10 protein-coding genes are annotated in these 14,871 nt (G+C 62.3%); 1 reads left to right on the forward strand and 9 read right to left on the reverse strand.

Annotated features, from left to right (window positions below; translation table 11 throughout):
- Nucleotides 1–231 precede the first annotated feature (231 nt).
- A complete protein-coding gene (ribA, locus tag BRD58_RS10965; RefSeq protein WP_012848921.1) occupies nt 232–822 on the forward strand; it encodes a GTP cyclohydrolase II in 591 nt (196 codons plus the stop codon).
- 80 nt (nt 823–902) lie between these two features.
- Here the strand turns inward: ribA and BRD58_RS10970 are convergent, their stop codons facing one another.
- From BRD58_RS10970 to acpP, 9 genes are all read right to left on the reverse strand, one after another.
- Complete coding sequence (locus BRD58_RS10970) at nt 903–6,389, reverse strand: S6 family peptidase (protein WP_073382914.1); 5,487 nt, start codon at nt 6,387–6,389, stop codon at nt 903–905.
- Nucleotides 6,390–7,133: 744 nt separating this feature from the next.
- On the reverse strand, nt 7,134–8,567 hold the full coding sequence (gene ptsG, locus BRD58_RS10975) for a PTS glucose transporter subunit IIBC (RefSeq protein ID WP_012848925.1): 1,434 nt from the start codon (nt 8,565–8,567) through the stop codon (nt 7,134–7,136).
- A 307-nt stretch (nt 8,568–8,874) separates the two neighbouring features.
- Complete coding sequence (locus tag BRD58_RS10980) at nt 8,875–9,663, reverse strand: metal-dependent hydrolase (protein WP_015461771.1); 789 nt, start codon at nt 9,661–9,663, stop codon at nt 8,875–8,877.
- Nucleotides 9,664–9,692: 29 nt separating this feature from the next.
- On the reverse strand, nt 9,693–10,679 hold the full coding sequence (gene holB, locus BRD58_RS10985) for a DNA polymerase III subunit delta' (protein ID WP_015461772.1): 987 nt from the start codon (nt 10,677–10,679) through the stop codon (nt 9,693–9,695).
- Nucleotides 10,676–11,317, reverse strand: coding sequence for a dTMP kinase (gene tmk / locus BRD58_RS10990; RefSeq protein ID WP_012848929.1), 642 nt, complete (start codon nt 11,315–11,317; stop codon nt 10,676–10,678). Before tmk ends, holB begins: the two co-directional genes overlap by 4 nt.
- Nucleotides 11,307–12,329, reverse strand: coding sequence for an endolytic transglycosylase MltG (gene mltG, locus BRD58_RS10995; RefSeq protein WP_012848930.1), 1,023 nt, complete (start codon nt 12,327–12,329; stop codon nt 11,307–11,309). The genes tmk and mltG overlap by 11 nt, the downstream gene beginning before the upstream one ends.
- An 18-nt stretch (nt 12,330–12,347) precedes the next feature.
- Entirely contained in the window at nt 12,348–13,160 is an 813-nt protein-coding gene (pabC, locus tag BRD58_RS11000; protein WP_012848931.1) for an aminodeoxychorismate lyase, read from the reverse strand.
- Nucleotides 13,161–13,252: 92 nt separating this feature from the next.
- Nucleotides 13,253–14,494 (reverse strand): beta-ketoacyl-ACP synthase II, encoded by a 1,242-nt coding sequence (fabF, locus tag BRD58_RS11005; RefSeq protein WP_015461774.1) that lies wholly within the window; start codon nt 14,492–14,494, stop codon nt 13,253–13,255.
- 82 nt (nt 14,495–14,576) lie between these two features.
- Complete coding sequence (gene acpP / locus BRD58_RS11010; protein ID WP_005293837.1) at nt 14,577–14,813, reverse strand: acyl carrier protein; 237 nt, start codon at nt 14,811–14,813, stop codon at nt 14,577–14,579.
- Between the last annotated feature and the right edge of the window lie 58 nt (nt 14,814–14,871).

The following is a 14,871-nucleotide window of genomic DNA, read 5'->3' on the forward strand; positions in this document are numbered from 1 at the left end:
CTATTCATGCAGCATTTTTATTCCGTTTTTTTCAAGCTGGGTAGCAATAAATGTGTTTTCCAAGCCGGGATCGCCGCCCGTTTTGTGGCAAAATAGCGTCAGGCTTTTAGGACAAAGTTAGGAAGGCGTCACGCACTCCGCGCGCATCACTGTGTCATCTACATCCACGGTGAGCACCGCAAAAGGTGACGCTGTCACGATGACAAAAATGATATGGTTGTGGAGACAAACATGCAGCTTAAACGAGTGGCAGAGGCAAAACTGCCGACGCCATGGGGCGATTTTTTAATGGTCGGCTTTGAAGAGATTGCCACCGGTCACGATCATCTGGCGCTGGTTTATGGGGACATCAGCGGTGAGACACCGGTGCTGGCGCGTGTTCACTCCGAGTGCCTGACGGGCGATGCGCTGTTCAGCCTGCGCTGCGACTGTGGCTTTCAGCTCGAGGCCGCGCTGGAGCATATCGCCGAAGCGGGGCGCGGCATTCTGCTGTACCACCGCCAAGAGGGGCGTAACATTGGCCTGCTGAATAAAATCCGCGCCTATGCGCTGCAGGATCAGGGCGCCGATACCGTCGAGGCTAATCATCAGCTGGGCTTTGCCGCCGACGAGCGTGACTTTACCCTGTGTGCCGATATGTTCAAACTGCTGGGCGTCAGCCAGGTCCGGCTGCTGACCAATAACCCGAACAAAGTCGATATTCTTACCCAGGCGGGGATCAATATCGTCGAACGCGTTCCGCTGATCGTCGGCCGCAACCCGAAGAACGAACGCTACCTGGCGACCAAGGCCGCCAAAATGGGCCATCTGCTGAACGGCTGAGCGCGTTCGGGGCGCACCCGCCGCCCCTCAGTGCATTCATGCTCCGGCTTCGCGCCCGCCTCTCCCGCGGGCGCCTCCTTTTAGAAGCGATAGCGCAGGGTGGCCTGGACGCTATAGTCCAGGTTGTAATCCCCCAGGCTGCTGCGCTCCACCTCCAGTCCCAGCTGCAGCGCGTCGCCTATCCGACTCTCAGCCCCCAGGCTATAGCGCAGCCGAGCGTCGCGCTCGCCGCGGATCGTCCGCTCGCCGCTGGCGTCACGCAGCAGCGTATCCCCCCCCGAAATCAGCTCGCGCTGGTAATCCACCCCCGCGCGCAGCGTGGTCTGCCACTCCCCCAGCGTAAACTGCTTGCCCAACGCAACGCCCGCCGTCGCCAGCAGCGGCGTAAAGCGCGGCTGAGCCAGCGACACCGCCATCCCCTGATCCCGCCAGTCGAAGCGGGTGGATGAGTACGTACCGTACACCATCTCCAGGTGCGGCTCGACAAAGGCGCTCTCGCTCAGCCCGTAGCGGTAGCCCACGTCGGCGCGCGCGTACCAGGCATGGTTGGTCGCCTTGCGCTCCCCCAGCCCCGCCAGGCTGACCTGGTACTCGGTGCTGTGGTGGACATATTTGCCGTTCAGATCGACAAACAGTCCGGAGGGGAACAGCGCGGTGGCGTACAGCCCGGCCCCCAGCGCACGGCTCTTGCTGCTAAAGGCATCGCCGCTGGCCCGGCCATCGGTAAAGGTAGCGGTGGCGCCGGCGAACAGATCGCCCGTTTCCCCCAGCCCATAGCGACGATCGGCCCCCACCTGCAGGTGCAGATAGCGGTCGCGGTAGTTTTCCGCCGCGCTGCCCGCCCCGTGCAGAACCCGAGCCCACACGCCGCTGTCCGTCGGATCGTTGCGCAGATCCAGCTGGCGTTTGTCCAGATACTGCACCTCGGCCATAAAGCTGCGGTAGTTCAGCGCGAGCAGGCTGGCGGCGTCCTCTTCACGCTCGCTATCCGGCGCCACATCAAAACCGATCAGCACCCAGTCCAGCTGACGGTCCGCCTCTCGGGTGACCAGCGCCGGCATCACCTCGCTAAAGCCCATATGCTGCCGGCGGGCGGTAAAGGTCTCCCGATCGCTGCCCGCCGGGGCGCTGATCAGGCTTAGGTTCAGCGGCGCCTCCGGCAGCGTCGGCTCCAGATAGTTCACCAGCACGGTATTGTGACCACCGCTCAGGCGCTCGTTGATCACCAGCCGATCGCTGGCCTCTGCGTCGGCGCGCAGCGCCAGCGCGACGCCGTCGGCGTGCAGGCGGTCCACGCTCAGGGTCATAAAGGCGCCGTCGGTCGCGGTGATCAGGGACGCCTCGGCCCGCAGCGAGCCGAGCGTGGAATCACCGTTCACCCGCCACAGGGTATCGCGCATCTCCGCGTGGGCCTGCGGCGCCGCGATGCGACCGCGGTAGTCCACCGGCCCGACGGCGAGCGGTGCGGCGGCGGCGATCTCCGGCGCCGGCGGGACGCCAAAGCGCAGCAGACTCGCACCGTCGACAGACAGATCGCCCTGCAGCGACGCCCCCGGCAGCACCGCCAGATGAGCGTCGTCGCCCTGCAGGAAGAGATCGCCCCGGTGCTGACTCGCCGGCCCAAAGTAGGCCTCACTGTCGCTCAGGCTCACCCTCCCCTGGCTGCGACCTTCGCTGACGAGGCGCGCCCCCTGGCTAAGCGCAATATCGCCCCGCTGTGCGGCGCTGCGCCCCAGGGTCAGCAGGCTCGCCTCGGCGAGGATAGCGCTCTGATTACGCCCCGCCAGCGCCAGCGTCGCGCCATCGCTTAACGCGATATCGCCGCCCCGGTGCAGGCTCCCCGGCAGCAGATACAGCGCGCTCTCTGAGGCGCTCACCGCGCCATCGATACTCCCCGCCGAGATCAGCGATGACGCCGCCGTCAGGGTCACCTCTCCCTGCAGCTGCATCGCCTCGCGGCCATCCGCGCTGATGGCGATCGCCTCCGGCGCCGGGGTCGGCGCTTGAATGGTCAGCGTAGCGCCACGGTTCAGGGCCACCGCCCCCGTATGCTGCCCGCCCGCCTGCAGCGTCACGCGGCTGGCATCGGCGCTCAGTGTCCCCTCGGTGCGGCCCCCCGCGTTAAGCTGCGCGCTGTCGCTCAGCGTAATATCGCCCTGATGTGCGCTCTGCGCTCCCAAATTCAGGACGCTACCGCCGGCGGCGGTCATCGTTCCCTTGCTCTGCCCCATTGAGTTCAGCGTCGAGGCGCCGCGCAGATCGATATCGCCATCGACCTGAGGCGGCCGCGCCGCGAGGGCGCGTACCGTCGTGCGGGGCGCGATGGCGTCCAGCGACATCTGCAGCGTCAGCGCCGCGTGTTCTGCCAGATTAATCGCCCCGCGGTGCTGCCCGGCGTCTGACAGCGTCACCTGACTGTTGTTCGCGTTGATGACGCCGCGGTTTTGCCCCTGAATATCGAGGCTGGCGCGATCGCTCAGCGCGATCGCGGCGGTGTGCTCACTGCCCGCGGCCAGCGTAATCTGGCTGGCCGCGGCCGTAATGACGCTGCTATCCTGGTTTTCCAGCGCCAGCGTCGAGCCATTTTTCAGCGCCAGCGTGCCCTGATCCTTCAGCTGGCCGCCGCGGCTAAGAACGATATGGCTATTGTCAGCCAGGATCGCATCGGCGCGGCTCTCCCCCTTCACGGTCAGGGTGGCGTTATCCGTCAGCTGGGTCGTCGCGCCAACATGAACGCTGCCGCTGTCCAGCAGCACCTGGCTATCGGACGCCGTGATCTCACCGGCCAGCAGCGCGCCACGATGGATCAAGTCCGCGCCGTTGGTCAGAGTGATATTCCCCGATTGACTGCCGCCGGCGCCCACGATCACGCGGCTGGCATCAGCCGAGATCGCGCCGCGGCTCGCCTCTGCCTGACTCCACAGGGTCGCGTCGTTGCTCAGCGTCATCGTCCCCTGATGCACCCCGCCGTGTCTCAGCACAATCACGCTATTGTCGGCGGCAATCGCATTGGTGGTGCTGCCGTCGCTGAGCAGCACAGCGTCATTGCGCAGCGCGATCTCCCCCTGATTATTTGCCTGTTCACCCAGGGTGATCTGGCTGTGATCCGCCGTCACCGCGCCGTGATTACGTCGCTGGATGTCAAGGGTGGATCCGTCGTGCAGATCGATGCGCCCCTGGTTCGCGCCGCCCTCCATCAGCGTGACCTGGCTGCCGTAGGCCGTCACGGCGCTGGCGTTCGCGTTTTGCACCTTCAGCGTCGACGCGTTGCGCAGCGTAATATCGCCGCCCTGTACGCTGTTCCGCGCCAGGGAAACTCGGCTGCCGTCGGCCGTGATGCTGCCCTGACTCGTGCCCCAGAGGGCCAGGCTGGCATCGGCGCTCAGCGCGATATTGCCCTGATGCTCGGCACTCGACAGCAGGCTGATGTCGCTGTTATCAGCGCTAATATCACCCTGCGTCAGCGCGCTAGAGTCCAGTTTCGAATCGTTAGTGAGGTGAATATTGCCGTGATAGCGACTGCGCGCCGGCGCGGGTGCAGGCGATTGCCCCCCCTTAATCTCCGTCGCTACGCCTTCGCCGTCTTTGTTATCCACAAACACCCGGCTGTCGTTGAATAGGATATGGCTGGCATTGGCCTGGATATCCCCGCGCAGGGTTGCATTACGCGCTAGGCTAAAGATGGACTGCGTCAACGTCAGCGTTTTCAACCTAAACAGACGATCTTCCCAGTCAGGCTGCGTCGTGGAGACCGGCGGGCTACCGGTAGAGTAATCGCGCGCGTGGATCACCGGATGCCCCTGAAACTGCAGATGCCCCCCGCTGGCGCTGACGTTGCCGTCAATATCGATGCCGCCGTCAACGATCAGCCGGGCATTCGACGGCGATATCTGAGCGACCAGATCCAGCTTGCCGCGGAACTGACCATGAACCAGGGCGGTACCGTTCAACGCGAGCGTGACCGTCGCCGCCTCGCTGGCGCTATTGGTTAATACTGCGCCGGCGTCGGCCATATTTAGCCGGTGAAAGGTCAGATCATGGCCATTAACGTCTAACTGCCCGCCGCGAAAGCCCCAGGTCACCGAGTCCGGATCGATCTGTCGCTCCGCCATCAATTTTACCGTTGGACGGCCGCTGGCGATATTCAGGGAGCTAAAGGCCCGCACCTTGCCTGCCGCATCGGGGCGCTGATCCAGCAGCGTCAGCCCGTCGCCCACCTTCAGTCCGCCCGGGTTCACCCCCACCCCGTTAACATGCAGCGTCCCCGTCCCCAAGCGATGTAAATTATCCCCGGCGACGCCGTTAAGCTGCCAATCGACCTGCTTATCCGGGTTGACGATCACCCCGGCGCCTTGCCAGGTCTGCCCGTTCTGCGCGCTGATCCGATAGTCGGCGTCAAAGGTCAGCACCCCGGCCCCCTGGTTAATATGACTCTTCAGCAGGATCTCACCGCGCGTACCTGGGCCATCCGTTTGAAAGACCAGGTTTTTACCGGCATTCAGATCATTCCCCGCCTGCCCATGCATGGTAAACTGAGCGCCGCTCTGCGACTGGGAAAGAGAACCACGGTTCGCCCCGCTATCGTAGGTCCACTGCAGCGCGCCCTGATCCGTCTTAAAGGTGACCGCCGGATCGCTGTCCTTCGCCATCTCCTCGCGGATGAAATCGGGCGGCAGCACTACCCACCAGTTGGTGGCACCGGAATCGCCATTGTAGGCCCGCAGCACCGCCACCAGCACCCAGCGCCCCTCCTGGGCATCATAGGCATACAGCGGCGAACCGCTGTCTCCCGGTGTTCCGTAGCTGGCCAGCGGCCCATTGACCGGATCAAAGATATTGCCCGGGTTGGTGACAATCGAGTGATCTGAAATCAACGGCACCCCGATGGTCCCCCCGGTCACATAGCTGTAGGCACCCTGCAGGTACCGTAATTCCCCGCTTCGCGTCTTTGTGTACTGAGTACCGCTCCCGACGCGGTAAAAGATCGGGAAACGGGTGGTGTTCTTATAGGTATCCCGACCGGTGCCCGCCGTCGTCATCGGGATGGGTGCCACTTCGGTAACGATTTTATTTAGCCGGGGAATATGGAAATCCCCCCCGCTATACACATTGCGGTCCACCAGAGAATAGTTATTGCTGCCATCGCTGCTGGCGCCGAACGAGACCGCAGAGTAGCCGCCGTTATGGGCGACGCTGACGATGTACTGCGGCGCCACCAGCGTCGCGATACCAGAGGAGGCGGAGGCGGAGCTGAAGTCAGGAAACGGCGCCTTATCAAGCACCCCGACCAGTTCGCCCACTTTATTATAAATTTTTATATTTTCAGCGCCGGGCTGAAACACCCCTTTATTTTCCGCAAAGTCGCGAAATACCGAATACGGGATCTCGTCGCTGACCACGCTGGCAATACCCGGCGACACACTCAGCCAGGCGCCCAAAAACAGCAGCAGCGTCCCCCCCAGACTGCGCTTTTGCCGCCCCGACTTTTTCGCGCCGCGACAGATCTCGGCCACCGCGATATAGCCACCGGAGATATTGCTGTATTTTAGTGAGAATATTTTGTTCATACCAAATCCTTATGATGAACGCGCCGTTGCCATTGATAAAAAAATGATTCAGAGACAATGGAATAAGCACGAAAAATATTACAGGGTATCCCCCCAGACAATCTGCCACCGACGGCGCGCTTTGCCACGCCCCATCTTCGCGCAGACGGGCGCCGCGACACGTGCCAAGACGCCGCGCGCGATGCCCCGCGGCGCGCACTGAGAAATCCCCGTTGATTTATCTGTCTATAGAATACAGAGGGGCCGCGCGCCCTGTTCGATGTCCCCCTCTCGGCCATGGTGTGGAAATAGGCGCGCCGCCGGCGTTGACGGAGCCGATTTATTCGTGCGGACCGATATACCTGTCCATATATAACAAATAAAAATTACTTAATCCCTTTTGACATCTATTTAACTCGTCCCCTATAACAAAAAGCAGCCGAGCGGAATTAGGCCGGCGCGAGAGCGCACCGAAAGGGAAAAATCCAGTCAAAGAGTAACACCGGGATGATTTAGTAATATTAAAATAAGAGTTAATGCCGCAAGAATTAAAAATTGAATTGCATTCAGTTAAATTTATCAACTGAATCTATTTACTAATGCGCGCAGGTGAGAACGAAAAGAGCGCGCAGCGGCAGAGGAGGGAGCGCAGCCTGATTGCGGTGCGGCGGGCAAAATGGCGGTGCGGCGGGCAAAAAAAAGCCCCCGTCACAGCGGGGGCGAACGAACGTAATCACCCTGTCAAAGGCGCATCACGCACTTGCATCAATGGCTACGAATATAGTCGTCCATTTCGGTTTTCAGGTTATCGGACTTGGTACCGAAGATAGCCTGAACCCCAGAGCCCGCCACCACCACGCCGGCGGCCCCCAGCTTCTTCAGCCCGGCCTGATCCACCTTGGCGACGTCGGCGACGCTGACGCGCAGACGGGTAATACAGGCGTCCAGGTTTGTAATGTTCTCTTTACCGCCAAATGCCTGCACCAGCGACGCGGCCATGTCGTTACCGCTCTGCGCGCTCTGCTCGCTGCTGCTCTCTTCGCGGCCCGGCGTCTTCAGGTTCAGTTTGACGATCAGCACGCGGAAGATCACGTAGTACAGCAGTGCGTAGCACAGGCCGACGATCGGGAACAGCCACAGCTTGCTGCCGTTGCCGCTCAGAACGATAAAGTCGATAAGGCCATGTGAGAAGCTGGTTCCGTCGCGCATCCCCAGCAGAATACAGATCGGGAACGCCAGACCGGCCAGAATCGCGTGGATCACATACAGGATCGGCGCCACGAACATGAAGGCGAACTCGATCGGCTCGGTGATCCCGGTCAGGAATGAGGTCAGCGCCGCGGAGATCATGATACCGGCCACCTTGGCGCGGTTTTCCGGCTTCGCCGAATGCCAGATGGCGATCGCCGCCGCCGGCAGACCGTACATTTTGAACAGGAAGCCGCCGGAGAGTTTACCCGCCGTCGGATCGCCGGCCATATAGCGCGGAATATCGCCGTGGAACACCTGCCCCGCCGCATTCACATACTCGCCAATCTGCATCTGGAACGGTACGTTCCAGATATGGTGCAGGCCAAACGGCACCAGCGCGCGCTCAACCAGGCCATAGATGCCGAATGCAACCACCGGGTTCTGATAGGCGGCCCACTGGGAGAAGTGCTGGATCGCGGAGCCAACCGGCGGCCAAACGAAGGAGAGCGCCACGCCCAGGGCGATGGCGGCCAGGCCGGAGATGATCGGCACAAAGCGTTTACCGGCAAAAAAGCCCAGATACTCCGGCAGCTTGATGCGGTAAAAGCGATTAAACATATAGGCGGCGATAGCGCCGGCGATGATCCCGCCGAGCACCCCGGTATCCGCCAGATGCTTGGAAGCAATCTCTTCCGCCGGCAGATGCAGCACCAGCGGCGCCACCACGGCCATGGTTTTCACCATGATGCCATAGGCGACCACGGCGGCCAGGGCCGATACCCCGTCATTATTGGTAAACCCCAGCGCCACGCCGATGGCAAAGATCAGCGGCATATTGGCGAATACCGAACCACCGGCCTCCGCCATCACATGGGAAACCACCGCGGGCAGCCAGCTAAAGTTTGCCGAGCCGACGCCGAGAAGGATACCTGCGATAGGTAAGACTGATACCGGCAGCATCAGTGACTTACCGACCTTTTGCAGGTTGGCAAATGCGTTTTTAAACATAATTGAGTGTGCTCCTGAGTAAAAATGCTCTTTTCATCCGCGCCGGAAACAGCGCGCCGCCGCAGGGAAGAGAGCCCCGGACGTCGGGTGTCTATGCACCCTCGTATTTTTTACGCAGAGTAAAATAAATAGGTCGGATTGTGTTTGATGGCTGTCACGTTTCACACATTACAGCGATCTATTTAACATTTGCAGAAAAAAAAGGCGCCTTTATTGGCTATTTTGTTGAATTATTATCCCCTTGGCACCGCAGCGTACCGCACAAAAAATGCCCGCTGGCGGGCATTTTTACACAGCATAAAATATATTAATCCGCCTCGGGCAGGGTCACACCAAACAAACGACTAAAATTCGCGCTGGTCTGCGCGGCCAGCTGCTGTGGATCGACGCCCTTCAGCACAGCCAGGTACTCCGCGACATCGCGCACGTAGGCCGGCTGGTTCTCCTTTCCGCGGTGCGGCACCGGCGCCAGATAGGGCGAGTCGGTCTCCACCAGCAGGCGATCCAACGGCACATAGCGGGCCACCTCACGCAGGGCGTCCGCCGTGCGAAACGTCACGATGCCGGAGAACGAGATGTAAAACCCGAGATCCAGCAGCGCCGCCGCCGTCGCGCGATCTTCGGTAAAGCAGTGCAGCACGCCGCCGCACGCCTCCGCCCCCTCCTCGCGCAGGATCGCCAGCGTATCGTCCCGCGCGTCGCGGGTATGCACGATCACCGGTTTCCCCAGCGCACGGCCGATGCGGATATGCTGGCGAAACGACGCCTGCTGCAGCGCGATATTATCCTGCTGGTAGTAGTAGTCGAGCCCGGTCTCCCCCAGCGCCACGACGCCCGGCTGCGCCGCCAGGCTGCGCAGCGCCTCGCTGTCATAGCCACCGTCCAGGTTCAACGGATGGACTCCGCAGGAAAATGCTACATCGCGTCGCTCGCCGATCCGCTCACGCATGCTGCGGTAGCCCGGCAGCGTCGTAGCGACCGCCAGCACAAAGCCCACGCCGCGCGCACGGGCATCGGCCAGCACGCTGTCGACGCCGTCGTGCAGCGTCTCATAGTTCAAGCCATCAAGATGGCAGTGAGAATCCACTAGATACATAAAAAACCTACAGTCTGTCTATGACCGGCTCACGGGTGGGCCGGTGCGGGTGCGTCCCATGCGCACAGCTGGCGCATGAGCATCAATTCACGGTTTACGCCCGGCGTCGCCAGCAGCTGGTGGCGGCAAGCGATCCACGCCTGCAGCAGGCGCCGCAGATCGGCCTCGCCGAGACCGGTCGCCAGCCGCTGGATGAGCGGGAGACGATCGCAGTTCGCCACGCTGGCCGCGGCGCCGTGGCACAGCTTCAGGGCATCCAGCAGCAGAGCGCACAGCCAGCCCAGCCGCTCGGTGCCGTCATCGTGGTTCAACGCGCCCAGCAGCGTCAGCCACTGGCGGCTCTCCAACGCCTGCTCCAGCGCCTGACACAGCGACTCACGCTGGGCCCAGCGCGGCGGCTGCAGCAGCGCCAGCGCCGCCACCGGCGCGCCCGCGCTCAAGCGTAGGGCGCTGCGCTGCGCCTGCGCATCCCCCGGCATCTGCTGCGCCAGCCAGCGCAGGCTGGCGTCCTCGGCCGGCGGCGCGAGATAAAGATAAAAACAGCGGCTGCGCAGCGTCGGCAGCAGCTGCGCCGGCTCGCGGGTTCCCAGCAGGAAATAGGTCTGCGCGGGCGGCTCCTCCAGCGTCTTCAGCAGAGCGTTGGCCGCGGCTTCGCTAAGCTGCTCGCAGCGGGCGATCCACACCAGCTTGGCGCCCCCCTGCTGGGCATGGTTCTGCAGTTGTTCAATGACCTGGCGCACCGGCTCAATGCCCAGCGTCGACTTGCCCTTCTCCGGCTGCAGCACGTGCCAGTCGGGATGGGTGCCCGCCATCATCAGGCGGCAGGCATGGCATTCGCCACAGCTCTTCTCCCCCTGCGGGCGCTGACAGAGCAGCCAGCGGGCCAGGGCGTACACCAGCGACTCCTCGCCCATGCCGTCGATGGCATGCAGCAGCAGCGCATGGTGACCGCGCCCCTCCTGATGCTGCGCCAGCAGCTGGCGGTACGGCGCATTGAGCCAGGGATACCAGTTCACGCCTGCGCCTCCTGAGACGCCAGCCAGGCCCGCAGCGCCCGACGGATCGCCGCGCTCACCTGCTCCAGCGGCTGCGCGGCGTCCAGGGTCACGATCGTCGCATCCGCGGCGGCCAGCGCCAGATAGCGGTCACGGGTGCGCTCAAAGAAGGCCAGAGACTCCCGCTCAATGCGATCCAGCTCACCGCGGCTGCGCGCCCGCGCCAGCCCCTGCTGCGGCGGGATATCCAGATACAGCGTCAAATCGGGTTTAAAGTCACCCAGCACCGTATCGCGCAGGGTCTGCATCAGGTGGGTATCGATGCCCCGCCCCCCGCCCTGATAGGCCTGGGACGACAGATCGTGACGATCGCCCACCACCCAGGCGCCGCGCGCCAGCGCCGGTTTGATCACATTTTCGATCAGCTGAACCCGGGCGGCATACAGCATCAGCACCTCGGCGCGGTCGGTCAGCGTTTCGCCCTCCACCCCCTCTTTCACCAGGGTGCGCAGATGCTCGGCCAACGGCGTTCCGCCCGGCTCACGGGTGAAGACCACCTCCTGAATGCCGTGGCGGCGCAGCTCATCCACCACCACGTCGCGCGCCGTCGTCTTACCGGCGCCCTCCAGCCCCTCAATTACGATGAACTTACTTTCCATTCTTATCCCTTAATGCCTGCAGATAGGCGCGCACCGCCTGATTATGGCTCTGCAGGTTGGTACTGAATACATGCCCCCCCTTGCCGTCCGCCACAAAATAGAGATAGGGCGTTTTGGCCGGGTGCGCCGCCGCATTCAGCGATGCCTTGCTCGGCATCGCGATGGGCGTCGGCGGCAGACCGGCGATGACGTAGGTGTTATAGGGCGTCGGCTGCTGTAGGTCACGCCGCGTCAGGTTGCCATTATAGGCATTTCCCAATCCATAGATCACGGTCGGATCGGTTTGCAGGCGCATACCGATCCGCAGACGATTGATGAATACGGAGGCCACCTTGGGACGCTCCTCTCCCAGCCCGGTCTCTTTCTCTACGATCGAGGCCATGGTGACCATCTGCTGCGGACTCTTATAGGGTAGCGCGACGTCACGCTGCGCCCACTGCTGCGCCACCTCTTGCTCCATCCGGGCATGTGCGCGCTTCAGCAGCATCAGATCGCTGGTGCCGGCGGTGTAGCGGTAGGTGTCGGGGTATAGCCACCCCTCCAGCGACTGCCCCGTCGTGATCCCCAGTCGTTGGGCTATCTGCGCCTCGCTCTCCCCGCGCAGCGTCTGCTGCACCTGCGGGGCATCGGCCAGCACCTTACGCCAGTCGCTAAACCGGGTGCCCTCAATAAAGCGCACGTCAAACTGCGCCTCGCGGCCGCTGCTGAACAGCGTCAGCATGTCGCGCACCGTCATCCCGGGCGTCAGCCGGTAGGTCCCGGCCTTAAACTGCGCCAGATCCGGCTCCAGCTGCAGCAGCCAGGGCAAGTAGCGCCCGCTGTGGATCAGGCGATCGCGGACCAACAGCGCCTGCAGCTTATCCCGCCCGCTGCCGGCGGGCAGCTTGAACAGCGTCGCCTGGCTCAGGGGCAGCGGCGTATGGGCAAACTGCATCACCCGGTGATAGCCCAGCCCGATCCCGGCCATCAGCAGCAATAGCGCCGCGATCAGCGCGATGATTTTTCTCTTCATTCAACCGCCGTTACACCGCTATGCCTCAACCCGCAGGCAGTGCGGTAATAAAAATTGATACAGCGTGCGCTCGCTGAAAACCTGCGTCGCTGCCCGGCGCACCGGCAGCAGCGGCATCAGCGCATTGCACACCACGACTTCATCGGCCGCCAGCAGCGCCGGCAGCGCCGCATCGACCTCGGCCAGGTGATACTCGCTGTGCGCCAGCACCCGGCAGATGCGCTGGCGCATCAGCCCATCCACGCCGCAGCGGGTCAGGCGCGGGGTAAACACCCGCTGGCCGCTGCGCCAGAACAGATTGGCCGCACAGCATTCCACCAGGTTATCCTGGGTGTCAAGCACCAGCGCCTCATCCGCCTGCGTCTGCGCCAGGCTGGCCCGGATCAGCACCTGCTCTAACCGATTCAGATGCTTGATCCCCGCCAGCAGCGGCTGGTGCGCCAGCCTGACCGGGCTCACGACCAGGCTGATCCCGCGCTCGCGCAGCGCCGGATAGTGCGCAGGGAGCGGCCCCGTGCTGAAGATCCGCCGCGGAGAATGGCTCCCGGCGGGATCATAGCCGCGTCCACCGCAGCCGCGGGTGACGATCGCCTTCAGCACGCCCTCATCGCGGGTCGCCGCAGACTGCTCGGCCTCGGCCTGCCAGCGCGGCCAGTCCACGCCGTGGATCATCAGGCGTTCGCAGGCGTGCTGCATCCGGGCCAGGTGCGCCCGCAGTCCGTCGACCCGGCCGTTGACGATGCGCGCCGTGGTAAAACAGCCGTCGCCATACTGCAGCCCGCGATCGCACAGGTCGATCTGCTGGCGCGCCTCTCCGTCAAGCCAATACATTCGCGTCTCCCTTCATCCGTGCGCATCGCCCTATTCTAACCGCCGGGACAAAAAAATGGCCCCCGAAGGAGCCATTTCCCAGCGATACGCCATTACACCTTGCGGAAAATAATGGAGCCGTTGGTACCGCCAAAGCCGAAGGAGTTGCACAGCGCATACTCCAGGCCGCTGACCTGGCGGGCTTCGTGCGGAACGAAGTCCAGATCGCAACCCTCATCCGGGTTGTCCAGGTTAATGGTCGGCGGAATCACCTGGTCGCGCAGCGCCAGAATGGTAAAGATGGACTCTACCGCACCGGCGGCGCCCAGCAGGTGGCCGGTCATCGACTTGGTCGAGCTGACCATCACACCGGCCGCATCGGCGCCGTAGACATTCTTGACCGCCTGGGTCTCCGCCTTATCGCCGGCCGCCGTAGAGGTGCCGTGGGCGTTGATATAGCCAACCTGGCTCGGGGTAACCCCCGCATCGCGCAGCGCATTTTCCATCGCCAGCGCGGCACCGGCGCCATCGGCCGGCGGTGACGTCATATGGTAGGCGTCGCTGCTCATGCCAAAGCCAACCAGCTCGGCATAGATCTTGGCACCGCGCGCCTTGGCGTGCTCGTACTCTTCCAGCACCAGAATACCGGCGCCGTCGCCCAGCACGAAGCCGTCGCGATCTTTGTCCCACGGACGGCTCGCCGCCTGCGGGTTATCATTGCGGGTCGAGAGCGCGCGTGCGGCGCCAAATCCGCCGACGCCCAGCTGAGTACTCGCCTTTTCTGCGCCGCCGGCCAGCATGGCATCGGCGTCGCCATACGCGATCATTCGCGCCGCGTGGCCAATGTTATGCACGCCAGAGGTGCAGGCCGTCGCAATGGAGATGCTCGGTCCACGCAGCCCCAGCATGATGGAGAGATGCCCTGCCACCATGTTGACGATGGTTGACGGAACGAAAAACGGGCTGATCTTGCGTGGGCCACCGTGCATCAGTGCACCGTGGTTTTCTTCGATCAGGCCGAGGCCGCCGATCCCGGAGCCGATAGCGGCGCCAATACGCGGGGCATTTTCTTCCGTAATTTCCAGTCCAGAGTCCTGAAAGGCCTGAATACCGGCCATGATCCCGTACTGGATGAAGAGATCCATCTTACGCGCGTCTTTGCGCGAAATATGCTCTTCGCAATTAAAATCCTTTACTAAGCCCGCAAAACGCGTTGCATAGGCGCTAGTATCGAAATGGTCGATCAGGCTGATGCCACTCTGACCGGCAAGAATCGCATTCCATGTGGAATCTACGGTATTGCCGACAGGAGACAACATGCCCAGTCCGGTCACAACAACTCGACGCTTAGACACGTTTGTCCTCCAGGGAGGGAAGTGATACTTGATGAATGCAGGAAAAACGTAGGCGGTCGAATGACCGCCTAGATGAGTTCACTTACTTGTTTGCAGCTTCGATGTAGTCGATAGCGGCCTGAACAGTGGTGATCTTCTCTGCTTCTTCGTCCGGAATCTCAGTATCAAACTCTTCTTCCAGAGCCATAACCAGTTCAACGGTGTCAAGAGAATCAGCACCCAGATCGTCAACGAAAGAAGCTGAATTCACAACTTCGTCTTCTTTAACACCCAGCTGTTCAACAATGATTTTCTTAACGCGTTCTTCGATAGTGCTCATACTCTTAAATTTCCTATCAAAACTCGCTTGCGCGATGGTTTTCGTAGTGTATTGAAAG

It is taken from the genome of Edwardsiella piscicida (genome assembly GCF_001896205.1).
Lineage (GTDB): Bacteria > Pseudomonadota > Gammaproteobacteria > Enterobacterales > Enterobacteriaceae > Edwardsiella > Edwardsiella piscicida.